Origin of the sequence: Mycobacterium sp. IS-2888 (genome assembly GCF_001954215.1) — a bacterium.
In the GTDB taxonomy this organism is placed as follows: Bacteria; Actinomycetota; Actinomycetes; order Mycobacteriales; family Mycobacteriaceae; genus Mycobacterium.
On the sequence record NZ_MBET01000066.1, the window covers coordinates 74,129 to 98,647 of the forward strand.

Consider the following 24,519-nt stretch of genomic DNA (forward strand, 5'->3'; position numbering starts at 1 on the left):
TGAAAGCGTCGCCGCGGCAATACTTGGCGGGTGTTCTTCGCCGGCGTCGATCTCGCCTGGGCCGGCCGCAATCCGACCGGCGTGGCCGTCGTCGACGCCGCGGGCCGCCTCGTGTACATCGGCGCGGTCCGCGACGACGACGAGATCCTGGCCGCGTTGCGGCCGTACGTAGGCGGCGATTGCCTGGTGGCTTTCGATGCCCCGCTGGTGGTGACCAACAGCACGGGCCAGCGGCCGGCCGAGACCGCGCTCAACCGCGACTTCCGCAGGTTCGAAGCGGGCGCACACCCGGCCAACACGGGGAAGCCGGAGTTCGCCGACGTTCCCCGGGCCGCGCGATTGGCTCGGGCGCTGGAGCTCGATATGGACCCGCTGTCGTCGGCGGCGCGGCGCGCCATCGAGGTGTACCCGCACCCGGCGACGGTGGTGCTGTTCCGGCTGGAGCGGACTTTGAAGTACAAAGCCAAGCCCGGGCGCAGCCTCGAGCGGCTCAGGTCGGAGCTGCTAGCGCTAATGGACGGCGTCGAGAAGCTCGCGCTCAGCGACGTCGCACTGCACGTCGCCGATCACGAGGCCTGGGTCGAGCTGCGCCGTCGGGTGGTCGCCGCGCAACGCAAGAGCGATCTGCGCCGCGCCGAGGATCCCGTCGACGCCGTCGTTTGCGCCTACGTCGCGTTGTACGCGCAGCGCTGCCCGGCCGCTGTCACGGTCTATGGGGACTTCACCACCGGCTACATCGTGACGCCGACGCTGCCGCCGAACTCGCTTCGGCAGACGGGTCAGATCGGCACGGCCCGCTGATCGATCGGTGCCAAAACCTCGATCACTTCGACCACCGTCTGCTCTGCGGCGATGCGCGGATCGCGGCCCTCAACCATCGCGGACACCACCGAACCGTCGACCGCACAGAGCAGCGTGCGGACCAGCTCGATGTGCACGGATCGGCCGGATCGCTCGAGCGCCTCGGCAACGGCCTCGGCCCGCTGGCGCAAGTTGCGGCGCATGGTCTCACGCAACGCGGGCAGGCGGGTGCAGGCGAGCAGCCGCTCGTACCGCGAAATCAACTGGTCGGCGAGTCCCGGACTGGATACGTCCTCCACGAGCAACTCGACCAGCATCTCGGCGGTGGTCTCGGGCCCGCGGCGCCGGCGCGACAGGCCGTTGACCCGCGCCCGTAGCTGCGCCACCTCGATCATGCCGATGTGTTCGACCGCGCGCGCGATCAAATCGTCGAGCGACGAGAAGTAGTAAGTCGTAGAGGCCAATGGCAGGCCGGCCCGCTGAGCGACCGCTCGGTGTCGCACCGCTTCGAAGCCGCCCTCGGCAAGCAGCTCGGCGGCCGCGCTCACGAGCGCGTACCGGCGGCGTTCTCCTTTTGGAGTAACTGCTGCTGTCACGAATAGCCATGGTGCCAGTAAAAGTGGTACTGCGATGCCATTTCGGCCAAACGGCCATGGCATGATTGCCGGATGCCCGACTTGAGCCGCCGCGCAGTGCTCGGTCTCGGCGTCGGCGTGGCCGCCGGGGCGGCCGGCGCAATCGGACTCGACATCCTGTTCCAGCCCCGCACATCTCAAGCCATGCCGGTATCGGGGGCCGGCACGCAGGTTCCGTTGGCGCCGGCGCCGCCGCTCGAACCCGCCCCGCCGGCTCAGGCTGCGCCGACCATGACGACCGGTTCCTTCGTGTCGGCGGCACGCGGCGGAATCTCGACCAACTGGGCGATCGCGCGCCCGCCGGGCCAGACGAAGGCGCTGCGACCGGTCATCGCGCTGCACGGCAAGGGCAGTGACGCGTCGACCGTGATGGCCGGCGGTGTCGAGCAGGGTCTGGCCCAGGCCGTCAACGCCGGCCTTCCGCCATTCGCGGTGGTCGCCGTCGACGGCGGCGGCGGCTATTGGCACAAGAGGGCGTCTGGCGACGACGCCGGCGCGATGGTGCTCAACGAACTGATCCCGATGCTGGATAGCCAGCACCTGGACACCTCGCGGGTCGCATTCCTGGGCTGGTCGATGGGTGGCTACGGCGCGCTGTTGCTCGGCGGGCGGCTCGGGCCCGCGCGCACCGCCGCGATCTGTGCGGTGAGTCCGGCGCTGTGGCTGTCCTCGGGCGCGGCCGCGCCCGGCGCGTTCGACGGCGCCGACGACTTCGCGGCGAACTCGGTGTTCGGAATGCCTGCGCTGGCATCGATCCCGATCCGGGTGGATTGCGGCGATAGCGACCCGTTCTACGCGGCGACCAAGCAATTCATCGCTCAACTGCCCAACCCACCCGCGGGCGGTTTCTCCCCCGGCGGGCACACGGCAGAATTCTGGAGCTCACAGCTGCCGGCCGAGCTGACCTGGATGGCACCGCTGCTTACGGCCTGAGCCCTTGGTGCGCGCGTTACGCTCGCGAGCGTGACCGCACCGTTCGGTTGGAGCTTCCCCTACGCCTGGCCACGCAAACCCCTGCTGGCCGCCAACGTGGTGTGCACGTCGCAACCGCTCGCCGCGCAGGCGGGTCTTCGGATGCTCGCCCAGGGCGGCAACGCGGTCGATGCCGCCGTCGCGACGGCCATCACCCTGACCATCGTGGAGCCAGTGTCGAACGGCATCGGATCGGACGCGTTCGCCATCGTCTGGGATGGCAATCGACTGCACGGACTGAACGCTTCGGGTCGCTCACCCGCGGCGTGGACGCCAGAATACTTCGGCGGCAACGCCGTTCCCGCGCTCGGCTGGAATTCGGTGACCGTACCGGGAGCGGTGTCGGCGTGGACCGAACTGCACACCAAGTTCGGAAAGCTCCCGTTCGACATGCTGTTCGAGCCCGCGATCGGCTACGGCCGCGACGGCTTCCTGGTCTCTCCGACGGTCGCGGAGCAGTGGGCGGCTCAGGTCCCGCTCTTCAAGGAGCAGCCCGGGTTCGCCGAGGCCTTCATGCCCGGCGGGCGCGCGCCGAAAGCCGGTGAGCGGTTTAGGTTTCCCGACCATGCGGCCACGCTCGAGAAGATCGCGGCAACCGGGGGTGCGGCGTTCTACCTCGGCGAGCTGGCGGACAAACTCGAGTCGCATGCGGCGGCCAACGGCGGCGCGATGCGGGCCGACGACCTCGCCGCTCACCGCGCCGACTGGGTGGGCACGATCGACACCACCTATCGCGGCTACACCGTCCACGAGATACCGCCCAATGGGCAGGGCATCGTGGCCCTGATGGCGCTGGGAATCCTGGAGCACTTCGACATGGCCTCGCTGCCAGCCGATTCCGCCGACAGCGTGCACCTTCAGATCGAAGCGGTGAAGCTGGCTTTCGCCGACGCGCAGGCCTACGTCGCCGATGCGAACCACATGCCGTTTCCCACACAACGCTTGCTGGATAAAGAATATCTGCGGAAGCGGGCGGCGCTGATCGACCAGGGTCAGGCCAAACCGGCGTCCGCCGGCACCCCGGCGGGCGGCACCGTGTATCTGACCGCCGCGGACGCCGCGGGGATGATGGTGTCGATGATCCAGTCCAACTACATGGGATTCGGCTCCGGTGTGGTGGTGCCGGGCACGGGGATTTCGCTGCAGAATCGGGGCGCGGATTTCGCTGCGGTGCAAGGCCATCCGAACCAAGTCGGCCCGCGCAAGCGCCCCTATCACACGATCATCCCGGGCTTTGTCACCAAAGACGGGAGCCCCGTGATGAGCTTCGGGGTGATGGGCGGCCCCATGCAACCCCAGGGTCACGTGCAAGTGATGGCGCGCATCGCCGACCACGGCCAGAACCCGCAGGCGGCGTGTGACGGCCCCCGCTTCCGTTGGATACAGGGGACGCAGGTCAGCTGCGAACGGGGTTTCCCGCCCTCGACGCTCGACGAGCTCCGGCGGCGCGGGCATGACCTGGTGGCCGTGGGCGACTACAGCCAATTCGGTAGCTGCCAAGCGATCTGGTGCCTGGACGGCGGATATTTCGCGGCGAGCGATCCACGCCGGGACGGGCAAGCGACGGGTTTTTGAAACCCGCTAGACGCTGATCTTGCCCTCGGCGGCCGCCAGGCCGATGTCGCTGCGGAAATGACTGCCGGGCAACCGAATTGAGGCGAGGATTTCGTAGGCCCTGCTGCGCGCAGCGGCCAGGTCGGCCCCCGTGCCCACCACGGACAGCACCCGCCCGCCCGACGAGACGATCGCGCCGTCGTCGCGCCGGGTCGTCCCGGCATGCAGCACCCCCTCGGCTTCGGAGCCGACGACGACGTCTCCGACCCGCGGGCGCCCGGGATAGTTTTCGGCCGCCAGCACGACGGTCACCGCGGCGCCGTCCCGCCAGCGCAGTTCACCGAAGTCGGCCAACGTACCGGTGCCCGCGGCATACAGCAGCTGGCCGAGCGGCGAGTCCAGCAGGGCCAGCACGGCCTGCGTCTCGGGATCGCCGAAACGACAATTGAATTCGACCACCGCGGGCCCCTTCGCGGTGATCGCCAGACCGACGTACAACAATCCGGAGAACGGGTTTTCGCGCCTAACCAGTTCGGCGGCAACGGGTTCGACGATCTGGCCGACGATTTCCCGGTGCAGCTCGTCGGGTAGCCAGGGCAGCGGCGCGTAGGCGCCCATGCCGCCGGTGTTGGGCCCGGTGTCGCCCTCGCCCACCCGCTTGAAGTCCTGTGCCGGCAGCAACGGCACCACGGTCGGGCCGTCGACGACGCAGAACAGCGACACCTCGGGGCCGTCCAGATAGGACTCGAGCAGCACCGGGTGACCAGCCTCGAGCAGGGTGGCGGCGTGCGCGCGGGCGACGTCGCGATCCGGCGTCACCACCACGCCCTTGCCGGCGGCCAAATGGTCGTCCTTGACCACCCAATTCGGGTCGCCGGCGGGCGGCCCGAACCGGTCCAGGGCCGCGTCCAAAAGTGCTGGGCTGTCGACGATTTCGCTATCGGCGGTGCGCACACCGGCGGCCGCCATGACCTCCTTGGCGAACGCCTTGGAGCCTTCGATGCGTGCCGCGTCCTTACCGGGGCCGAAGCAGACGATACCTGCCTCCCGGACGGCGTCGGCCACGCCAAGCACCAGCGGCACCTCGGGACCGATGACCACCAGGTCGGCCCGGACCTCGCGGGCCAGGGCGACGACCTCTTCGCCGGAGGTGACGTCGACGTCATGCTGCTCGGCGAGCCGGGCGGTGCCGGCGTTGCCGGGGGCGATGGCCAGCCCGGTGACCTCGGGGTCCCTGCCGAGCGCGAGCAGCAGGGCGTGTTCACGGGCACCGGAGCCGACCACCAGGACGCGCACGAAACGTCACTCTAGCGGGCCGGCTAGTCGCCGGTATTGCCCCTGTGCATCTTCACCGCGTTGTCGACGTTGGCCTTCTTGTCCTCCCCGGCGCCCTTTGCCGCGGCCTTCTTGCGCTTGGCCACCACGGTGTCGACCGCGCCGTTGAGCGCCGAGCCCAGTGGGAACCCGAGATAGTGGGTGAGGAAGACGGCCATCTCCTTGAGTTCGGTCTCGCTTAGCTCCCCGTTGAGCAATGCGGCATTGATTTGGATCTCGGCCAGGTCGCGATTTCCGACGGCGGTTACCGCAGTCAGCGTCATGATGCGCTTGTCGCGCATCGACAATCCCGGCCGGGACCAGATAGTGCCGAATAGGTGGTCGACGGTCAGGTCGAAGTACGCGTCGCCCTCGATGTTGGGCATCTCCCAGCCGTAGACCTCGTTCATTTTTTCGAGGCCTTTGCGGCGCAGTTCGTCCATTTAGGTTTCTTCCTGTGTGTGCGGTACTCCGAGGCCGGCCGCCAGCCGCTCGAAGGCCAGCTCCGCGAGCGGTAGCTCAACCGATACGGCCTCACCTAAGGCCAGCGCCAGACTCAGATCCTTCTCCCCCAGGCCGCGGGTATGCAAGAACGGCTGGTACAGGAAGTGGTCGGGCTCAAGGTCTTTCATGTCGTCGCGCACCATGATCGCCCCGGCCCCGCCGGTCAGCTGGTCGGTATGGCGCACCACCCGGCCCAGGGCTTGCAGATCGAGCCCGGCCGCCTCGGCCAGCTTCATCGCTTCGCAGGCCGCGGCGTAGGAGGTGAACGTCAACATGTTGCGCGCCAGTTTCATTCGCGTCCCCGCGCCGGGCTCACCGGCGTGAACAACCATCGCCGCCCAGTGTTTGAACGCCGGCTTGATGCGCTCGTACACCTCACGCTCGGCGCCCACCATGGTGGCGAGCTCACCCTTCGCCGCGGCGGCCGCCCCACCACTCACCGGCGCGTCGACGATATGGATGCCTTGCGGTTTGTGCTCTGCCGCAAGCTCGACAGCGGTGGTGTCGCTGATGGTCGAGTGGATCGCGATCACCGTGCCCACCTTCGCATGGGCGGCCAGCTCGCCGACGACCTCTCGCACCTGGGCGTCGTTGAGCACGGTGATATGGATGATGTCCGCGGCGGCGACGTCTGCCACGCTGTCGGCCAGGCCGGCGCCCTTTTCGGCCAGTGGCGTCATCGCCTTGGTCCGGATGTCGTAAACCGTTACTCCGCCGGGCCATTCGGTCATCTTCGTGGCCATCGGTGCGCCCATGTTTCCCAGGCCGATGTAGCCCAGCTTCAGCTCTGTCATGACCGTATTATCTGCCCGCCGTCGACGTTGAAGATCTGCCCGGTGATCCACGAGGCCTCGTCGGACAGCAGGAACAGGCACATGCCGATCAGGTCGTCGGGAGTTCCCATGCGCGACAACGGAAAACCCTTGACGATGTCGTCGACCATCTCCTTGGGCGTGGTGGTCCGGTTGGCCTCGGTGTCGATGGGGCCGGGCGCGATGGCGTTGATCCGGATGTTGCGGCCGCCCAGTTCCCGCGAGAGCTGCTGTGTCAAACCGTTGACGCCGACCTTGGCCAGGCCGTAGTAGTTCGCGTACAGCCACGCGGCGGTGGACGACTGGTTGACGATCGCGCCGCCGCCGCGCTTGGACATCTTCTTGTACACCGCTCGCGTGCACCACAGCGCGCCATCGAGGTTGACGCTCATGAATTTCTTGTAGTACTCGGGATCGATGGTGAGCAAGAAGTCCAGCTTCATGCCGCCGAAGATCGCCGCGTTATTGACGAGGTAGTCGATGCCACCGAACTCGGCCAGCGTGCGATCGGCCATCGCCTTGGCCGAGTCCGGATCGGAGACGTCGACCGGAACTGCCAGCGCCGTGCCGCCGTCGGCGGCGATCTGCTTGGCCACCCCTTCGGCGGCCTCCGCGTTGATGTCCGCTACGACCACCGCCGCGCCCTCACGGGCCAGCGCCTCGGCGTACGCCTGGCCGATGCCGCCGCCCGATCCGGTGACGATGGCGACCTTGTTTTCGAACCGCATCTTTTCCTCTCGCACGTTCACTGGACCGCTGTCGCAATGGTTTTGACTTCCAGGTATTCCTCGAAGCCGGCAAGCCCCATTTCCCGGCCGTTGCCGGACTGTTTGTATCCGCCGAACGGCGCGTCGGCGGAGTACCACACGCCGCCGTTGACATTGATCGTGCCCGCGCGGACCCGTGCGGCGACCCTCGCCGCCCTCTCCGGGTCGGCGCCGAACACGCTGCCCGACAACCCGTATGGCGAGTCGTTGGCGATGCGCACGGCATCGTCGTCGCCGTCATGCGGAATCACCGTCAGGACGGGGCCGAAGATCTCCTCGCGCGCGCAGCGCGCGTCGTTGCCCAACCCAGCGATCAGGGTGGGCTCGATGAAGAAACCGACGTCGCGGTCGGCCGGCCGGCCGCCCCCGCACGCAAAGGTCCCGCCCTCGGCGATCGCCGAGTCAAGATAGCCCTGGATCCGGTCGCGCTGGCGTGCGGAAATGACTGGGCCGCAAATTGTTCCGGGGTCGGTCGGGTCGCCGGGCTTGATACCGCCCATCGTCGCGGCTGCGACCGCGACGGCGTCGTCGTACCGCGCCCGCGGGACCAGTAACCGGGTGGTGATTGCGCATCCCTGCCCGGCGTGCATGCACACCGAGAACCCCGCCACGCCCACCGCGGCGTTCAGGTCGGCGTCGTCGAGAACGATGAACGCCGACTTGCCGCCCAGCTCGAGGAACACCTTCTTGATGGTCGCGGCGCCGTCGGCCATCACGCTGCGGCCGGTGGCGGTCGATCCGGTGAACGAAACCATGTCCACCCGAGGGTCTTTGGCCAACAGCGCACCCACGCCGTGGTCGCTTGACGTGACGATGTTGATCACGCCGGGCGGAAAGTCGGTGTGCTGGGCGATGAGTTCCCCGAGCACGGCGGCGCACCAGGGCGTATCGGGGGCGGGCTTTAAGACGACGGTATTTCCGGCGGCCAGCGCGGGCCCGATCTTGGCGAGGTTGATCTGGTGCGGGAAGTTCCACGGGGTGATGGCTCCGACGACGCCGACGGCTTCACGGGCGATGGTGCGCCGGGTGGGGATCCCCATCGGTGACGCCTCGCCGAGATCCTGGCTGTATTCGTATGATTCGGCGGTATCGGCCGCGAATGCGAGGTCGTTGACCGGGGCTTCGAGCTGAGCGATCGCGGTGAGCATGCGCGGCGCGCCCACTTCGGCGATGGTGATCTCGCGCAATTCTTCGAGGTGCTGCTGCATCGCATCTCGCAGCTGCCGAACACACCGCACCCGCAATTCGGTGTTGCGCGACCAGTCCGTCTCGTCGAAGGCATGCCGGGCGGCATCGATCGCGCGGCCCATGTCTTCGGCGTCGGCGTCGGCGGCGACGCCGAGCACCTCCTCGGTCGCCGGATTGATGGTCGGGAAGGTACCCGCGTTTCCGGTCGACATCTTGCCGTCGATGAACAGCGCGCTCACGCCGTCGGCCAACAGGGCCATCTCCCGCTCCCGTCTGTGGCGATTCGAAGGGCAAATCCACGAAGCCAATCAAGTGGACAGTTGTCCGATATTGTCCCATCGCACCATAGTCGCCAGGCTGTCTGCGGTGCAAGGGCCGACCTGATCCCACCCGATGAGGCCTGCGCTAAGGCCGCGCTACGCTGGGTATTTGCGAAACGGGCTTGCCTCGCCTCGCGTTTATCCGATAGCTTGGACATGTGTCCAGCGATGCCCTGGTTACGATCACATCCCAAGCCGAGCACCAGACCGGTCAGGCGCCGCGCAACCGGCGCCAGGAGGAGACGTTCCGCAAGGTGCTCGCCGCCGGCATCGAGACCCTGCGGGAGAAGTCGTACGCCGACCTGACGGTGCGCGCGGTAGCGGCGCGCGCGAAGGTCGCCCCTGCCACCGCCTACACCTACTTCTCGTCGAAGAATCACCTGATCGCCGAGGTCTACCTCGACCTCGTCCGCCAGGTGCCCTACTTCACCGACGTCAACGACCCCATGCCCACCCGGGTGGACAAGGCGCTGCGGCATCTGGCCCTCGTCGTCGCCGACGAGCCCGAGGTCAGCGCGGCGTGCACCACGGCGTTGCTCGGCGGGGGTGCCGATCCCGCGGTCAGCGCCGCCCGCGACCGCATCGGCGCGGAAATTCACCGTCGCATTTCCACCGCCATCGGGCCCGGCGCCAACCCCACCACCGTGTCGGCGTTAGAGATGGCCTTCTTCGGTGCGCTCGTGCAGGCGGGTAGCGGTGAATTCACCTACCACGAGATCGCCGACCGGCTGACCTATGTGGTGCGCCTCATTCTGGCCGGAGCCAGCGAGACCAACCAGGAGGCGACGAGCTCATGACGGTGCACGTTGGGGACCACGAATTGGTCCTCGATCCCTACGATTACGACTTCCATGAGGATCCGTACCCGTATTACAAGCGGCTGCGCGACGACGCCCCCTTGTACCGCAACGAGGAACTGAAGTTCTGGGCTTTGTCCCGGCATCAAGATGTGCTGCACGGGTTTCGGAACAGCACAACGCTTTCCAACCGCGACGGCGTGTCGCTGGACCCGGTCTCGCGCGGACCGCATGCGTCGAAGACCATGTCGTTCCTGGCGATGGACGATCCCGCCCATCTACGTCTGCGCACGCTGGTGTCGAAAGGCTTTACGCCGCGCCGGATCCGGGAACTCGAGCCACGCGTCACCGCGCTCGCGGTGCAGCACCTCGACGCCATGCTGGAGAAGGCGGACTCGGGAACTGTGGATTATGTCGCGGAATTCGCCGGCAAGCTGCCGATGGACGTCATCTCAGAACTGATGGGCGTGCCGCTGGCCGACCGCGACCGCATCCGCGCGATGGCTGACGGCGTGATGCATCGCGAGGACGGCGTCAACGATGTGCCGGCGTCGGCGATCGAGGCGTCGATCAACCTCATCGTCTACTACCAGCAGATGATCGCCGAGCGGCGCAACCGGCCGACCGAGGACCTGACGTCGGCGCTGCTGGCCGCCGAGATCGACGGCGACCGACTCACCGACGAGGAAATCCTCGGGTTCATGTTCCTGATGGTGATCGCCGGCAACGAAACCACCACGAAACTCGTTGCCAACGCCGCATTTTGGGGTTACAAGAATCCCGATCAGCTCGCACCCGTCTACGACGACCTGTCCCGGGTCCCGCTGTGGGTGGAGGAGACACTGCGCTATGACACGTCCAGTCAGATTCTGGCGCGCACCGTGTCCGGCGAGCTCACCCTCTACGACACCACCATTCCCGAGGGCGACGTCCTGCTGTTGCTACCGGGGTCGGCCCACCGCGACGAGCGGGTGTTCGACAATCCCGACGCCTACGTCATCGGGCGCGACATCGGTTCCAAGCTCGTGAGTTTCGGCAGCGGCGCGCACTTCTGCCTGGGCGCCCATCTGGCCAGGATGGAAGCCCGCGTGGCGCTGACCGAACTGTTCAAGCGAATCCGCGGATATCAGGTCGACGAGGCCAACGCCGTCCGCGTCCACTCCAGCAATGTCCGCGGATTCGCTCACCTACCCATGACCGTGGAGGTCCGCTGAATGCCCCGCTTTGATCCCTTGCCCGAGCGTCGACCGGCGATCGTGGCCGGCGCCTCCTCCGGCATCGGAGAGGCCACCGCCATCGAACTCGCTGCGCATGGCTTTCCGGTCGCCCTCGGCGCCCGCCGGGTCGAGAAGCTGAACGACATCGTCGGCAAGATCAACGCCGAAGGAGGCGAGGCCGTCGGATTCCACCTGGACGTCACCGACCCGAACTCAGTGAAATCGTTTGTCGCACAATCGGTCGACGCGCTCGGCGAAATCGAGGTACTGGTTACCGGCGCGGGTGACACCTACTTCGGCAAGCTCGCCGAGATCACCACCGACGAGTTCGAATCGCAGCTGCAGATCCACCTCGTCGGCGCCAACCGGCTGGCCTCCGCTGTGCTGCCCGGCATGCTCGAGCGCCAGCGCGGCGACCTGATCTTCGTCGGATCCGATGTCGCGCTACGCCAACGCCCGCACATGGGCGCGTACGGCGCGGCCAAGGCCGCGCTCGTCGCGATGGTCACCAACTTCCAGATGGAGCTGGAGGGCACCGGCGTGCGGGCCTCGATCGTGCACCCGGGTCCCACCAAGACAGGGATGGGCTGGAGCCTGCCGGCCGAGAAGATCGGCCCGGCGCTCGAGGACTGGGCCAAGTGGGGCCAGGCCCGCCACGACTACTTCCTGCGGGCGGCGGATCTGGCACGAGCCATCACCTTTGTCGCCGAGACACCGCGCGGCGGCTTCATCGCGAATATGGAGCTTCAACCCGAGGCCCCCTTGGCCGACAAAAAAGATCGTCAGAAGCTCGCGCTCGGCGAGGAGGGGATGCCGTCATGACAACCGCCATCGTGCCCCGGGTTTCCGGCGGCGAAGAAGAACACGGTCATCTCGAGGAGTTCCGAACCGACCCAATCGGCCTGATGCAGCGTACGCGTGACGAATGCGGCGACGTCGGCTGGTTCCAGTTGGCCGACAAACACGTCATCCTGCTCTCGGGCTCAAACGCCAACGAGTTCTTCTTCCGTTCTGCCGACGAGGATTTGGACCAGGCGGCGGCTTATCCGTTTATGGCGCCGATCTTCGGCAAGGGCGTGGTCTTCGACGCGAGCCCGGAGCGGCGCAAGGAGATGCTGCACAACTCGGCGCTGCGCGGTGAACAGATGAAGGGCCACGCGGCCACCATCGAGGCTCAAGTCAAGGGGATGATCGCCGACTGGGGCGAGGAAGGCGAACTCGAACTGCTCGACTTCTTCTCCGAGTTGACCATCTACACCTCAACCGCCTGCCTGATCGGCGTGAAATTCCGCAATCAGCTCGACCACCGATTCGCCGAGTACTACCACGAGCTGGAGCGCGGCACCGACCCGTTGTGCTACGTCGACCCCTACCTGCCGATCGAAAGCTTCCAGCGCCGCGACGAGGCCCGCGTCAAGCTCGTCGCGCTGGTGCAGGAGATCATGAACCAGCGCATCGCCAACCCGCCCGAGGACAAGGGCGACCGCGACATGCTCGACGTGCTGGTCTCGATCAAGGACGAAGACGGCAATCCCCGGTTCTCCGCCGACGAGGTGACCGGGATGTTCATCTCGCTGATGTTCGCCGGGCACCACACCAGTTCTGGCACCTCGGCATGGACGCTGATCGAGCTCATCCGCCATCCCGACGTCTACGCCGAGGTGCTCGACGAACTCGAGGAACTCTACGCCGACGGGCAGGAGGTGAGTTTCCATGCGCTGCGCCAGATTCCGAAGCTGGACAACGTGGTCAAGGAAACGCTGCGCCTGCACCCGCCGTTGATCATCTTGATGCGGGTGGCCCGGGGCGAGTTCGATGTCGAGGGCTTCCCGATTCACGACGGTGACTACGTCGCCGCCTCCCCGGCCATCTCCAACCGGATCCCGGAAGATTTTCCCGACCCGGATGCGTTCAAGCCCGATCGCTACAACAAGCCCGAGCAGGCCGACATCGTCAACCGGTGGACCTGGATCCCGTTCGGCGCGGGGCGACACCGCTGCGTCGGCGCCGCCTTCGCCCAGATGCAGATCAAGGCGATCTTCTCGGTTTTGTTGCGCGAGTACGAGTTTGAGATGGCGCAGCCCGCGGACAGCTATCACAACGACCACTCCAAGATGGTCGTCCAGCTCGCGCGGCCGGCGAAGGTCCGATACCGCAAGCGCAGCGCGTAAGGAGTCAGTCCGATGGGCGGATTCAGGATCGAAGCGGATCTGGATTTGTGTCAGGGCCACGCCATGTGTGAATTGGAGGCGCCGGACTACTTCCGGGTGCCCAAGCGGGGCAAGGTCGAGATCCTCGACCCCGAACCGCCCGAAGACGCCCGCGAAGACGTCGAGCGCGCGGTCGATATGTGCCCAACGCAAGCACTATTCATCAAAGAGAAAGAAGACTGACAATGACGTCGGAGCCGTCACACTCACGCGCGGAACTCGAGGCATGGGTCGACCGCTGGCTGCAGGCCAACAAGGACTGCGAAAAAGCCGGCGATTGGAAGCCGCTGGCGGATTTCTACGCCAAGGATGCGACCTACGGGTGGAACATCGGTCCGAAGGAGGACGTGATGTGCGTGGGCGTCGACGAAATCCGCGATGTCGCACTCGGCCTGGAGATGGAGGGCCTGGAGAACTGGGTGTACGAGTACCAGAAGGTGCTCATCGACGAGAAGCAGGGTGAGATCGTCGGCTTCTGGAAGCAGATCGTCAACAAGGCCGACGGCACGCAGGACGAGATCTACGGCATCGGCGGCAGCTGGTTCCGCCTCAACGGCGAGGGGCTCATCGAGTGGCAGCGGGACTTCTTTGACTTCGGTCATGTCGCGAAGATGTTCGCGAAGCTCATCGAGTCCGGCGACCTGTCCGCGGGTATGCAGAAGCGGATCGAGCGCAGCATCGCCGGTGAGAAGCTGCCTGGCTACTACCCGCTCGGGCAGGCGCCCGTCCCGATCTGGTGAACGGGGTCCGGCCCACCCAACCAAGCATTTGATTTGTTGCACGCGCTATGCTGACGCGACAGGAGTGCCCTGTGGCACCCGTCACCACCGCTGCCAGGCAAGATTGGTCGGGCAGTCTCAATTCAAAGGCGAAATGGGGTCAGGTCCAACGTGAAGACAAAAGGCGCACTGATCTGGGAATTCAACCAGCCGTGGTCCATCGAAGAGATCGAGATCGGCGACCCGCAAGCGCACGAGGTCAAGATCCAGATGGAAGCGGCGGGCATGTGCCACTCCGACCATCACCTGGTCACGGGCGGCATCCCGATGGCGGGCTTCCCGGTGCTCGGCGGGCACGAAGGCGCGGGCATTGTCACCGAGGTTGGGCCGGGCGTGGAGGACATCGCCCCGGGAGACCACGTGGTGCTGTCGTTCATCCCGTCGTGCGGGCAGTGTGCGACCTGTCAGGCGGGCATGCGCAACCTGTGTGATCTTGGTGCCGGGCTGCTGGGCGGGGAGGCGGTGTCCGACGGCACCTTCCGCATCCAGTCCCGCGGCCAGAACGTCTACCCGATGACGCTGCTGGGCACGTTCTCGCCGTACATGGTCGTGCACCGCAGCTCGGTCGTGAAGATCGACCCGTCGGTGCCCTTCGAGGTGGCCGCCCTGGTGGGTTGCGGCGTCACCACCGGCTACGGTTCGGCCGTCCGCACCGCCGATATCCGTCCGGGCCAGGACGTCGCGATCGTCGGCGTCGGTGGCGTCGGCATGGCCGCGCTGCAGGGTGCCGTCAACGCCGGCGCCCGCTACATCTTCGCGATCGACCCGGTGGAGTGGAAGCGCGATCAGGCGCTGAAGTTCGGTGCCACCCACGTGTACCCCGACATCAACGCCGCGCTGATGGGCATGGCCGAGGTCACCTACGGCCTGATGGCGCACAAAGTGGTGGTCACGGTTGGTGAGCTGAAGGGCGCCGACGTCGACGCCTACCTGAACATCACCCAAAAGGGTGGCACCTGCGTGCTGACGGCGATCGGCAGCCTGCTGGACACCAACGTGACGCTGAACCTGGCGATGCTGACCCTGATGCAGAAGAACCTGCAGGGCACCATCTTCGGCGGCGGGAACCCGCAATACGACATTCCGCAGCTGCTGTCGATGTACAAGGCCGGCAAGCTCAACCTGGACGACATGATCACCCGCCAGTACCGGCTCGAGCAGATCAACGACGGCTACCAGGACATGCTGGACGGCAAGAACATTCGCGGCGTCATCCGCTACACGGACGCCGATCGGTAGCCGACCATCGGCTTGCCGGTGACCGCCGGCTTTCGGCATCTTTTGGCGCCCGGGCGAATCGGCGCCATGACGGTGCGCAACCGGTTGGTGATGTCTCCGATGGAGACGATGTACGGCACACCCGACGGGCTGCCGTCGCAGCGCACCCGCGACTATTTCGCTGCCCGAGCTCGCGGTGGCGTCGGGTTGATCACGTTGGGCGCCACCGGAATCGACCATCGCCACCCCGAGACTCCGGGCGGCCTGCATCTGGCCACCGACGATGCGGTCGACGCCCATCGTGCGCTGGTCGAGGCCGTGCACGAACACGGCGCCAAGATCCAGCCCCAGATCGTGCACGCCGGCCCCGACGGCCTGGGGCCGGAGATCTTCGGCGTCCCGTCCGTGGGGCCCTCGGTTATCCCGTCCTATCTCACCGGCCGTCCGTCGACGGAGATCAGCAAGGCTCAGCTCTGCGCGGTGTTCGACCTGTTCAAGGCCGCGGTGCGCCGCGCCGCCGAGGCGGGATACGACGGGATCGAGCTGCACGCCGCGCATGGCTACATGCTGCTGGGCTCTTTCCTTGCCCCGCAACGCAATCGACGCACCGATGACTACCGGGGCGACTCGTCGCGCGGTCGGATCAAGGTGGTGCTGGACGCGCTGGCGGCGATTCGCTCCGAGGTCGGCGACGCCCTGCCCATCACGTTGCGGATTTCCGGTTACGAACGGGTGGCCGGAGGACGGCCGATCTACGAAACCGCGCGGGTGGCACCCGAACTGGTGGCCGCGGGCGTGGATGCGTTTCACGTCAGCGGCGGCGTGATAGACCGACTGGTCACCGGGATGGTCAACGGTGCCGACGACGGCGACGCGGTCAACGTCGGCGCCGCCGCCGCGGTCAAGCAGGCCGTCGACGTGCCGGTGATCGCCGTCGGCCGAATCCACGACCCGGCCCGGGCCGAGGAAATCCTTGCCGAGGGGCGTGCGGATTTCATCGCGATGGGCCGCCCGCTGCTCGCCGACGCCGAGCTGCCGCGCAAACTGCGATCCGGGCAGGCGCACCGGATTCGCAAGTGCATCTCCTGCGAAAACTGCATCGACTCAATGGAACAACGCTTCTCCGTCGACTGCGCGGTCAATCCCCGCACCGGCAAGGAGCGCGAATTGGCGGCGCCCCGCACCATTCGCGCCAAGCGCGTCGTAGTGATCGGCGGCGGACCCGCGGGGCTCGAAGCCGCCCGCGTGGCCGCCGAGCGGGGCCATCGCGTCCAGCTATTCGAACGCGGTGGCCAATTGGGCGGCGCCCTTCGGTGGGCGTCGGTGCTGCACCCGGAAAACCAGCCGTTCCTGCACTATCTGCGCGACGAGGTCAAGTCGAGCACCGCGAAAGTCACGCTGCACCACGCGGTTTCGGCTGAGGAGGTCATCGCTCAGACGCCCGACGCGGTGATCGTGGCAACGGGCGGCCATGTCGCCGTGCCGACCCTACCGGGAGCCGACCTGCCGCACGTCCGCACCGGTCCCGGGTTACGTGCATTCCTCGACGGACAACTGTTCGCCGGCTGGCGACAGCGGCTGGTGCGCCCCACGGCGGTTCGCCTCGCCAGCCGGGCGTGGATGCCCGTCGGGCGGCGTGTGGCCATCGTCGGCGGTGACCTGGTCGCGCTGGAATTGGCGGAATTTCTCGCGAGCCGGGGCCGGCTGGTGTCGGTACTCGAAGCCGGCAAGGACATCGCCCCCGAAGTGGGCAACAAGCGCAAGACCGAGCACATGGATCGTCTGGACCGGCTCGGCGTCACGGTCCATGTCCGGGCCGCCGTCGAAAGAATCACGACCACCGCCGTGGTGTTCACGCCCGCGGGTGGCACCCGGCGGCAACTGCCCGCCGACAGCGTCGTGCTGGCCGGGACGGTCGAGCCCGACACCGCGTTGTTCGACCGCCTGGTCGCTGCCATGCCCGGAGCCGAGGTGCACGCGGCCGGCGACTGCAGCGGCCTTGGCCTCATCCGCAAAGCCACCGAGGAGGGCGCACGCGCCGCGTGCGCAATCTAGAGACAGGAGAACACGATGACCCAAACCGCCCAATCCCCGGCACTGACCGCGTCGCAATCGTCGTGGCGCTGTGTGCAGGCCCATGACCGCGAGGGCTGGCTCGCGCTCATGGCCGACGACATCGTGATCGAGGACCCCATCGGCAAGTCGGTGACCAACCCCGAGGGCGACGGCGTGAAGGGCAAGGAAGGCGTCGCTGCCTTTTACGACAACAACATCGCGGCCAATCAGTTGACGATCACCTGCGAGGAGACGTTCCCGTCCAGCTCGCCCGACGAGATAGCCCATATCCTGGTGCTGCACAGCAAGTTTGAGGGTGGTGTCACGAGCGAGGTGCGCGGGGTGTTCACCTACAAGGTCAACGACGCGGGGCTGATCACCAACATGCGAGGGTACTGGAACCTCGACGCGATGAAGTTCGGCAAGGAGGAGTAGCCGGCGCTGCTCCACGCGCCGAAATTGCCGTCATGGTCGCGAATTGGACGGCGATCACAGCCATGGCGGCAATGTCGGCGCCCGCATGCTGTCCTTGTTCTATTGCCAGTGGCGAAAGGCGCTGAGCAGTCGGTCGCGGAAGGCGGGGTCGAGTTCCTCGCCGGGAATCTTGCCGAGGGTCGCCACCGTCGTGCGGAATTGCTGGAGATAGTTTTCGCAGCCGTCACACGCTTGCAGGTGGTCGACGAAGCGGGCGCGGGTCTGCTCGTCCAGCGCGTCGTCCAGGTAGGCGGTGACCAGCTCGACCAGCTCGTTGCAGTCCATCGGCCGCGCGCTCATGACGGGTCCGCCAGGTAGTTCTCGAGTGTTTGCCGGACGGCGGCCCTGCCGCGGTGCAGCAGCACCCTCTGGTTGGCCACGCTGATGTTGAGCAATTCGCACACCTCGCTGGAGTCGAATCCGAGCATGTCGCGCAGCGACACGACCATGCGCTGACGTTCCGGTAGTTTGTCGAGTTCGCGTCGCGCGACCGCGACCAATTCATCGGCGAGGACCGACTCCTCCGGGGTGTCGGGGAACGCGGCCGGTTCCTGACGTTCTTTCCAATGACCCGGCCACGCCGGGTCATCGGCACCACGGAATCGCCCGGGATCGACGGTGCCACCGGTATACGCGGCGATTTCCGCGTCGGCGTCGCGGCGCTCCCTCAAGCCCCGCTGCTTGGCGATATTGATTACCACGGCGAAAAGCCAAGTGCGTAACGAGGATCGGCCTTCAAATCTCGAAATTCCTTTCAGCAGCGCGATCCAGGCTTCCTGGACGACCTCCTCGGCGATCTGATGTGTCGGCGCATAACCGCGCGCCATCCGCAGCATCGCCGGGGTGTACTGATCGACAAGCTGAGCGAATACGGCCTCGTCGCCTTCGCGCAGCGCCGCGATCAGCCCCGACTCGTCTTTCACAGTCATCGCGACCTAACGCTAACCACCATCGGCTTTAGATTTAGTTGGCCGGACGGGCCGGATCGTTACACCGCCATCCACAGTCTGTGTAACGCCGGACGATCCCACGCACACCACTCAGCATGCAATCATCCACGAGCCTGTCCACCGTGCCGGGCTGGAAGCTGAATTTCGCCGCCGGCTTCGTTCCCCTCGCGGCCGGACTGACCACGCTCCTGACCACATGGATCGGTGTGGCGGCACGCCCGAATTCTGCGTGGTGGACCGGGTTGGGCACCCTCGACTTCTCCTACTCGGATCTTTCGCGCGCCGGACTCGACGCCCCGGCGTGGATGCAGTTGAGCGGCTCGGTCGGCGGGGTCAACATCGTGGCCGGCGCGGTCGCCGTGATTGTCGTCGCGCGTTTCGGGCTGCGCGACGGACAGCGCTGGGCATGGTGGTTCCTTGCCTTTTGCTTCGTATGGGTCGGTCTCCACGATGCGATCATGGCCACCCGCTTCTTCAGCGCAACCGGGCAGCCGCTCATGGTGTTGCCCTACGGGTACTGCGCGCTGATGCTCGCGGGTCTGGTGAGGTCGCGGGGTGCCGTATTCGCCTCCACCGGCTGGAGTCCGATGTGACGGACGTGCTTGAACTGCAACGGCTTACGCTGCGTCCGGTATCGGCGGACGATGCCGACTTCTTGATCGCGCATTGGAGCGATCCAGTGATTCGCCGGTTCTTGTTCGACGCAACACCCGCCGTCCCGGACGAGATAGTGGCAACCATCATGGAAAGCGTTCGCCGCTTCGCGTCCGCCGGATATGGGCTATGGCTCATTCGGCTCGACGGCGGCGGTCCACCCGTCGGCGCGGTTGGGTTACGGCCGTTGGAGGAGGTGGGCGTCGAAGTCTTCTATAGCCTGACCCCCGACAGCTGGAGCAACGGCTATGCCACCGAGGCAGCCGGCGGCGTGATCGATTACGCGCTAGGCAAATTGGGTCTAGCGGAGATTTTCGCCGAGGTCGACGGCGGCAACGTCGCGTCGGCCGCAGTGATCGAACGTCTCGGCATGACCCCCATCGCCTGCATACCCGGCCCCCTGGGACCAGTAACCCGCTATCGGATGACCCGCATTGAAGGATGTGCTCAATGAACCTGCGGTACAACGTTTCCACTCAAGACTTCGCAATAGCTGATGCCACGATGCGGCTGGGCAGCGGGCTCGCCCGCTACGGGTTGGTCATCGTGATCGCCTGGTTCGGCGTAATGAAATTCACGGCCTACGAGGCGCAGGGAATCCAACCGCTCATAGCGCATAGCCCCTTCATGAGTTGGCTCTATGCCGTGTTCTCGGTCCGCACGTTCTCAACCCTGCTTGGAATCTTCGAACTTACTGCGGCACTGTTGCTTTCGGTCAAACCCATGTCGCCCCGCGCGTCGATCGTAGGCAGCTTAATGTCGATTGGCCTTTTCGTCGCCACCATCAGCTTCTTGTTCACCACACCGGATATTTTCGACGCCGCCGCCGGAGGATTCCCCCTGCTGTCGGCGGATGGTGGATTCCTGATCAAAGACGTTGCGCTACTCGGCCTGGCGGTCTGGACGCTTGCCGACGCGCTGGCAGCCCGCGACAGGCCTAGCGGCGGGTAAAGATCAGGTGCGTGACGCCGCTGGGGCTGCTCACCGATTCCACGGAGTATCGCTCTTCGAGGCCTTCCAGGCCATTCCACAACGGCTCGCCTCGGCCCAGGATGATCGGCACCACCACGACGTGGAGGTGGTCGACGAGGTCGGCGGCGAGGAATTGTCGGATGCTCGACGGGCCTCCACCGAGGCGAATGTCCCTGTCCCCGGCGGTCTTTCGGGCGATTCGAAGTGCCTCGGCGGGACTGGCATCGATGAAGTGGAAGGTGGTGCCACCTTCCATCTCGATTGAGGGCCGGGGGTGGTGGGTGAGCACGAAGACCGGGGTATGGAATGGCGGGTTGGCACCCCACCAACCCTTCCAGTCATCGGCGGTCCACGGTCCGCGCTGCGGTCCGAACTTGTGGCGTCCCATGATTTCGGCGCCGATGCCCGTTGCCCACTGGCTGGCGAAAGCGTCGTCGATGCCCGTCGTCCCGCCCGACTCGCCGTGCATTGTGCGGAAGGTACGCGTGCCGAAAAACCACTCATGCAACCGCCCGCCGGCGTGTCCGAACGGCGCATCCATGCTTTGTCCGATGCCCGTACCGAAGCCGTCGAGGGAAACCGAAAAGTTGTGCACGCGCACCTGTGACATGGCGAAGTCTCCTTGTTGGTCTTTGCAGGACTGACCATCGAGACCGGCCAAACTCATCGGCACATATGCTTGGCCCATGGCGTCGATCTTCACCAAGATCATCAACCGTGAACTGCCCGGCCGATTTGTATATGAGGACGACGACGTCGTCGCGTTCTTGACCATCGAGCCGATGACACAGGGGCACACCCTGGTGGTGCCGCGCGAGGAGATCGATCAGTGGCAGGACGTCGACAACGCGGCGTTCTCACGCGTTATGGCGGTGAGTCAGCTGATCGGCAAGGCGGTGTGCAAGGCGTTCAGGACGGAGCGTGCCGGGGTGATCATCGCGGGGCTGGAAGTGCCGCATCTGCACGTCCATGTCTTCCCCACCCGCAGCCTGAGCGATTTCGGCTTCGCCAACGTCGACCGCAACCCGTCGCCGGAATCCCTCGACCAGGCCCAGGCCCGGATCAAGGCGGCGCTGGAGCAACTGGCTTAGAGCTCAAACGCGCGTGGGCACGTCGCTGCTGCGCGGCAGCCTGACGCGGAAGCAGCAACCCTCCCCCGGCGCGGTGGTCACGGTGACGTCGCCGCCGTGCGCGTGCACCAGCGAGTCGACGATCGACAACCCCAGGCCGGTGCCGCCGCTGGCCCGGGCCCGCGACGAGTCGGTGCGATAGAACCGCTCGAACACCCGCGACGCGTCCTGCTGGCTCATCCCGGGACCCGTGTCGGCCACCTCGAGCACCACGTCGTCGCCTTCCGTGCCGACGCGAACGACGACGTCGGCGCTGGCCGGGGTGTGCTGCAGCGCATTCGCAACCAGGTTGCTCAGCACCTGCCGGATCCGGGGCTCGTCGCCGACCACTTCGGGGACGCCGGGGCCGTCGAAGACTTCCATCGTGATGCTGCGCGCGGGGTCGATCGCCTGCGCGTCGTGCACGGCATCGCTGGCCAGGGCCAGCAAGTCGACCTGGTGGTGCTCCAGCGGCCGTTGCACGTCCAACCGCGCCAGCAGGAGCAGGTCGTCCACGAGCAAGCCCATCCGGCTGGCTTCGCTTTCGATCCGCGACAGCAGCATGGCAACGTCACGCGCGGCGCCCTGCCGATACAGTTCGGCGAAGCCGCGAATGGTGGTCAGCGGCGTCCGCAGTTCGTGGCTGGCGTCGGTGATGAACCGTCGCATCCGCTCCTCGGAACCGCGGGCCTTCTCGGCCGACGACTCCGAAGAGGCCAGCGCCTGCTGGATTTGGGTGAGCATCCCGTTGAGCGCCAACGAAAGTCGGCCCACCTCGGTTCGTGGGTCGCGCTCTGGAACCAGGAGGTCTCGCTGCCCCGCGGCGATCGCGGCGGCGGTGTGCTCGACTTCGTACAGCGGCCGCAGGCTGCGGTGCACCACGACGAAGCTTGCGACCCCGACCACCACCAGCACCGCCGCCCCGATGCCGATCTGCAACAGGACCAGCGAGCGCAGGGTGTGCTGGACGTCGGACAGGTCGATCGCGACCGTGATCAAACCGTGTGGCCCGCGCACCGACACCGCGCGCCACTGGATATCGGAGCCGTTGACCGAGGGCAGCGTCGTGGGATTGGGTCCCACGTTGTTGTCGGGCGGCAGCGCCGGTTCGGCGTTGCGGTCGTTGATCGCGGTGAACGGGGTGCCGTCGATGCCGACGCCGCGCACGTAGAACTTCGACGGCGGCCGGCCCGGGTCCGGACCCTCGTACGGCGGCGCGGATTGCCGCCGCGGCGCCTGGGCCCAGCCGCGGGACGCGTCGAGCAGCGTCTGGTCGATCCGGCTGATCAGGCTATGACGAAGGATCGACGTGACCGCGATCCCCGACGCCACCAGACCGCAGGCCACCAACAGCAGGGTGGCCGCGACGAGGCCCACCCGCAGGGGTATACCGCGTCGAGCCGTTCGGTGCCTTTCCGCGCGCATGCTCAGCGCGGCTCCCGAAGCACATAGCCCACGCCGCGCAACGTGTGCAGCAGCCGCTTCTCGCCGGTGTCGATCTTGCGCCGCAGATACGACACGTAGGACTCGACGACGTTGACGTCGCCGCCGAAGTCGTAGCGCCAGACGTGGTCGAGGATCTTCGGTTTGCTCAGCACCGTGCCCGCGTTGATCACGAAGTAGCGAAGCAGCGTGAATTCGGTCGGCGACAGCGACACCGGCTCGCCGGCCTTCCACACCTCGTGCGTCTCTTCGTCGAGTTCGATGTCGGCGAATGTCAAACGGGCGCTGCGGGGTTCGGCGCCGCCCTTGCCGGCGCGGCGCAGGATGACCCGCAGCCGGGCGACGACCTCCTCCAGGCTGAACGGCTTTGTCACGTAGTCGTCGCCGCCGAGGGTCAGGCCCGCGATCTTGTCCTGCAGGGAATCGCGCGCCGTCAGGAACAGCGCCGGGGCGTCGATGCCGTCGGCACGCAGGCGGCGCAGCACCCCGAAGCCGTCCATACCGGGCATCATCACGTCGAGGATCACCGCATCCGGGCGGGCGTCCCGGGCGCGATCCAGGGCCTGGGCTCCATTGGTCGCCGTGTAGACCTCGAACCCTTGGAACTTGAGGCTCACCGAGAGAAGTTCGACGATGTTGTCCTCGTCGTCGACCACGAGGACGCGGGCCTCCGGTTTGGTTTCGGTGCGGGCGGCCCCCGTCATGAGGTCACATCCATGCGGGTTACTTCCGTCCCTTGCCTGAACGTTGCCTTGGTAGTCATTGTGTAGTTCCTGAAAGCTCGTTGCTAATAGTCTGCCAGTAGTCTGCCAGGAATCATCGCATCGGCTTGGACTCGTCTCGGGTTATGGGGGTATGTCGTGAATAGACTCGGAGAATGAATCTCGCCAGAAGCATTGTTTCCCTTGCGACCGCTCCTGCGCGAGTCGGGCTTGCCACCGCCGAAGCGAGCTTGAACGTCGCGTCGGCGGCGGTTGGCGTCGCGAAGCGAGCGGTGTCGGACGCCGGGGGCAATGCCGGTACCAACGCGGTGACTTCCATGCTGGGGATCGACGACGCGATCATCAGGGCCAATCGGCTCGCCAAGCTGCTCGATGACGACGCGCCGCTGGGACGCGCCGTGGCACCCGACGGGCCGATGGACCGGTTGCTGCGCCCCGGCGGGGTGGTTGACCTGCTGACCTCCGAGGGCGGCTTGCTCGACCGCCTCACCGCGGAGGGCGGCGGCCTGCATCGCGCGCTGCAGCCGGGTGGGCTGGCCGACCAGCTGCTCGCCGAGGAGGGGCTAATCGATCGGGTGCTGTCAGAAGACGGGCTGGCCGAACGGCTGCTCGCCGACGGCGGGCTCATCGACAAACTGACCGCCAAGAACGGCCCGCTGGACCAGCTCGCCGATGTCGCCGACACCCTGGCTCGGCTGACCCCGGGGATGGAGGCGCTCGAGCCGGCCATCGCCACACTGCAAGACGCGGTGCTCGGGCTGACCATGGTGGTCAACCCGCTGAGCAACATCGCCGACCGTATTCCGCTGCCCGGCCGCCGGCCCCGCTCATCGTCGCGATCGGTGCGCACGCAACGTGTCATCGACGGCGAGCAGTGACCGGATAGGCTTGGACCGGCTTTTACCGGCCTCCTTAGCTCAGTGGTAGAGCACTCGCCTTGTAAGCGAGCGGTCGTCAGTTCAATCCTGACAGGGGGCTCTACGCGTTTACGTGAGAGCTGTCCCGCGTGCGCGGCTCTTCCAGTACCACAGTCAGACCCAGCAGACGTTCGA

Annotated in this window: 28 protein-coding genes and 1 tRNA gene; 18 read left to right on the plus strand and 11 right to left on the minus strand. The window is 66.5% G+C overall.

Annotated features, from left to right (window positions below):
• The first annotated feature begins 30 nt into the window (after positions 1 to 30).
• On the plus strand, positions 31 to 801 hold the full coding sequence (locus tag A5745_RS11840) for a DUF429 domain-containing protein (protein ID WP_076116146.1): 771 nt from the start codon (positions 31 to 33) through the stop codon (positions 799 to 801).
• Here the strand turns inward: A5745_RS11840 and A5745_RS11845 are convergent.
• A complete protein-coding gene (locus tag A5745_RS11845) occupies positions 780 to 1,397 on the minus strand; it encodes a TetR/AcrR family transcriptional regulator (RefSeq protein ID WP_076064287.1) in 618 nt (205 codons plus the stop codon). The two genes, A5745_RS11840 and A5745_RS11845, sit on opposite strands and share 22 nt — an antisense overlap.
• Before the next feature lie 72 nt (positions 1,398 to 1,469).
• Here A5745_RS11845 and A5745_RS11850 point away from each other — a divergent pair, with 72 nt between their 5' ends.
• Together A5745_RS11850 and A5745_RS11855 are read left to right on the plus strand one after the other, a co-directional pair.
• Positions 1,470 to 2,369 (plus strand): alpha/beta hydrolase-fold protein, encoded by a 900-nt coding sequence (locus tag A5745_RS11850; protein ID WP_076116147.1) that lies wholly within the window; start codon positions 1,470 to 1,472, stop codon positions 2,367 to 2,369.
• A gap of 30 nt (positions 2,370 to 2,399) precedes the next feature.
• Positions 2,400 to 3,983, plus strand: a complete 1,584-nt coding sequence (locus tag A5745_RS11855) for a gamma-glutamyltransferase family protein (RefSeq protein ID WP_076116148.1) — start codon at positions 2,400 to 2,402, stop codon at positions 3,981 to 3,983.
• Between the two features lie 6 nt (positions 3,984 to 3,989).
• Here A5745_RS11855 and purD read toward each other — a convergent pair whose 3' ends face one another.
• The 5 genes from purD to A5745_RS11880 are packed head-to-tail and all read right to left on the minus strand — an operon-like array spanning position 3,990 to position 8,807.
• A complete protein-coding gene (purD, locus tag A5745_RS11860; RefSeq protein WP_076116149.1) occupies positions 3,990 to 5,258 on the minus strand; it encodes a phosphoribosylamine--glycine ligase in 1,269 nt (422 codons plus the stop codon).
• A 23-nt stretch (positions 5,259 to 5,281) separates the two neighbouring features.
• On the minus strand, positions 5,282 to 5,719 hold the full coding sequence (locus tag A5745_RS11865; RefSeq protein WP_076064283.1) for a carboxymuconolactone decarboxylase family protein: 438 nt from the start codon (positions 5,717 to 5,719) through the stop codon (positions 5,282 to 5,284).
• The gene (locus A5745_RS11870; protein ID WP_076116150.1) at positions 5,720 to 6,574 is read right to left on the minus strand and encodes an NAD(P)-dependent oxidoreductase; all 855 of its coding nucleotides are present in this window, start codon (positions 6,572 to 6,574) and stop codon (positions 5,720 to 5,722) included.
• The gene (locus tag A5745_RS11875) at positions 6,571 to 7,320 is read right to left on the minus strand and encodes an SDR family oxidoreductase (protein WP_076116264.1); all 750 of its coding nucleotides are present in this window, start codon (positions 7,318 to 7,320) and stop codon (positions 6,571 to 6,573) included. Before A5745_RS11875 ends, A5745_RS11870 begins: the two co-directional genes overlap by 4 nt.
• Before the next feature lie 17 nt (positions 7,321 to 7,337).
• Positions 7,338 to 8,807, minus strand: a complete 1,470-nt coding sequence (locus A5745_RS11880; protein ID WP_076116151.1) for an aldehyde dehydrogenase — start codon at positions 8,805 to 8,807, stop codon at positions 7,338 to 7,340.
• Positions 8,808 to 9,025: 218 nt separating this feature from the next.
• Here A5745_RS11880 and A5745_RS11885 point away from each other — a divergent pair, with 218 nt between their 5' ends.
• The 9 genes from A5745_RS11885 to A5745_RS11925 all read left to right on the plus strand — a co-directional run bounded on the left by A5745_RS11885 (position 9,026) and on the right by A5745_RS11925 (position 17,578).
• Positions 9,026 to 9,664: a TetR/AcrR family transcriptional regulator gene (locus A5745_RS11885; RefSeq protein WP_076116152.1), complete on the plus strand. Its 639-nt coding sequence runs from the start codon at positions 9,026 to 9,028 to the stop codon at positions 9,662 to 9,664.
• On the plus strand, positions 9,661 to 10,878 hold the full coding sequence (locus A5745_RS11890; protein WP_076116153.1) for a cytochrome P450: 1,218 nt from the start codon (positions 9,661 to 9,663) through the stop codon (positions 10,876 to 10,878). The genes A5745_RS11885 and A5745_RS11890 overlap by 4 nt, the downstream gene beginning before the upstream one ends.
• A complete protein-coding gene (locus A5745_RS11895; protein ID WP_076064278.1) occupies positions 10,879 to 11,703 on the plus strand; it encodes an SDR family oxidoreductase in 825 nt (274 codons plus the stop codon).
• The gene (locus A5745_RS11900; RefSeq protein ID WP_076064277.1) at positions 11,700 to 13,052 is read left to right on the plus strand and encodes a cytochrome P450; all 1,353 of its coding nucleotides are present in this window, start codon (positions 11,700 to 11,702) and stop codon (positions 13,050 to 13,052) included. The genes A5745_RS11895 and A5745_RS11900 overlap by 4 nt, the downstream gene beginning before the upstream one ends.
• Positions 13,053 to 13,064: 12 nt before the next feature.
• Positions 13,065 to 13,274: a ferredoxin gene (locus tag A5745_RS11905; RefSeq protein ID WP_076064276.1), complete on the plus strand. Its 210-nt coding sequence runs from the start codon at positions 13,065 to 13,067 to the stop codon at positions 13,272 to 13,274.
• A 2-nt stretch (positions 13,275 to 13,276) separates the two neighbouring features.
• Complete coding sequence (locus A5745_RS11910) at positions 13,277 to 13,831, plus strand: hypothetical protein (protein ID WP_076064275.1); 555 nt, start codon at positions 13,277 to 13,279, stop codon at positions 13,829 to 13,831.
• Between the two features lie 150 nt (positions 13,832 to 13,981).
• Complete coding sequence (locus A5745_RS11915; RefSeq protein ID WP_076064274.1) at positions 13,982 to 15,109, plus strand: NDMA-dependent alcohol dehydrogenase; 1,128 nt, start codon at positions 13,982 to 13,984, stop codon at positions 15,107 to 15,109.
• An 18-nt stretch (positions 15,110 to 15,127) separates the two neighbouring features.
• On the plus strand, positions 15,128 to 17,143 hold the full coding sequence (locus A5745_RS11920) for an FAD-dependent oxidoreductase (protein ID WP_254848554.1): 2,016 nt from the start codon (positions 15,128 to 15,130) through the stop codon (positions 17,141 to 17,143).
• A 15-nt stretch (positions 17,144 to 17,158) separates the two neighbouring features.
• Complete coding sequence (locus A5745_RS11925) at positions 17,159 to 17,578, plus strand: ketosteroid isomerase family protein (protein ID WP_076116154.1); 420 nt, start codon at positions 17,159 to 17,161, stop codon at positions 17,576 to 17,578.
• Positions 17,579 to 17,677: 99 nt separating this feature from the next.
• Here the strand turns inward: A5745_RS11925 and A5745_RS11930 are convergent, their stop codons facing one another.
• Positions 17,678 to 17,917 carry an anti-sigma factor gene (locus tag A5745_RS11930; protein WP_254848555.1) on the minus strand — a complete coding sequence of 80 codons (240 nt, stop codon included), beginning with the start codon at positions 17,915 to 17,917 and terminating at the stop codon, positions 17,678 to 17,680.
• Complete coding sequence (locus tag A5745_RS11935; protein ID WP_076116155.1) at positions 17,914 to 18,546, minus strand: RNA polymerase sigma factor; 633 nt, start codon at positions 18,544 to 18,546, stop codon at positions 17,914 to 17,916. Before A5745_RS11935 ends, A5745_RS11930 begins: the two co-directional genes overlap by 4 nt.
• A gap of 116 nt (positions 18,547 to 18,662) precedes the next feature.
• Between A5745_RS11935 and A5745_RS24680 the strand changes: the two genes are divergently transcribed.
• From A5745_RS24680 to A5745_RS11950, 3 genes are read left to right on the plus strand one after another with little or no spacing between them, the layout of a single operon-like run.
• The gene (locus tag A5745_RS24680; RefSeq protein ID WP_076116156.1) at positions 18,663 to 19,160 is read left to right on the plus strand and encodes a hypothetical protein; all 498 of its coding nucleotides are present in this window, start codon (positions 18,663 to 18,665) and stop codon (positions 19,158 to 19,160) included.
• Entirely contained in the window at positions 19,157 to 19,675 is a 519-nt protein-coding gene (locus A5745_RS24685) for a GNAT family N-acetyltransferase (protein WP_076116157.1), read from the plus strand. Before A5745_RS24680 ends, A5745_RS24685 begins: the two co-directional genes overlap by 4 nt.
• Before the next feature lie 50 nt (positions 19,676 to 19,725).
• Entirely contained in the window at positions 19,726 to 20,172 is a 447-nt protein-coding gene (locus tag A5745_RS11950; protein ID WP_076064357.1) for a YkgB family protein, read from the plus strand.
• On the opposite strand, the gene A5745_RS11955 is transcribed toward A5745_RS11950, so the two are convergent.
• Positions 20,159 to 20,803, minus strand: a complete 645-nt coding sequence (locus A5745_RS11955; protein ID WP_076064356.1) for a dihydrofolate reductase family protein — start codon at positions 20,801 to 20,803, stop codon at positions 20,159 to 20,161. The genes A5745_RS11950 and A5745_RS11955 overlap by 14 nt on opposite strands.
• A 76-nt stretch (positions 20,804 to 20,879) precedes the next feature.
• Between A5745_RS11955 and A5745_RS11960 the strand changes: the two genes are divergently transcribed.
• On the plus strand, positions 20,880 to 21,284 hold the full coding sequence (locus tag A5745_RS11960; protein WP_076064269.1) for an HIT family protein: 405 nt from the start codon (positions 20,880 to 20,882) through the stop codon (positions 21,282 to 21,284).
• 3 nt (positions 21,285 to 21,287) lie between these two features.
• On the opposite strand, the gene A5745_RS11965 is transcribed toward A5745_RS11960, so the two are convergent.
• On the minus strand, positions 21,288 to 22,727 hold the full coding sequence (locus A5745_RS11965) for a cell wall metabolism sensor histidine kinase WalK (RefSeq protein ID WP_076116158.1): 1,440 nt from the start codon (positions 22,725 to 22,727) through the stop codon (positions 21,288 to 21,290).
• Positions 22,728 to 22,729: 2 nt separating this feature from the next.
• Positions 22,730 to 23,449: a two-component system response regulator PhoP gene (phoP, locus tag A5745_RS11970; RefSeq protein WP_076064267.1), complete on the minus strand. Its 720-nt coding sequence runs from the start codon at positions 23,447 to 23,449 to the stop codon at positions 22,730 to 22,732.
• Positions 23,450 to 23,622: 173 nt separating this feature from the next.
• On the opposite strand from phoP, the gene A5745_RS11975 reads away from it, so the two are divergent.
• Both A5745_RS11975 and A5745_RS11980 read left to right on the plus strand, forming a co-directional pair.
• On the plus strand, positions 23,623 to 24,345 hold the full coding sequence (locus tag A5745_RS11975) for a hypothetical protein (RefSeq protein WP_076116159.1): 723 nt from the start codon (positions 23,623 to 23,625) through the stop codon (positions 24,343 to 24,345).
• Between the two features lie 28 nt (positions 24,346 to 24,373).
• Positions 24,374 to 24,445, plus strand: a tRNA-Thr gene (locus tag A5745_RS11980).
• Positions 24,446 to 24,519 lie beyond the last annotated feature (74 nt).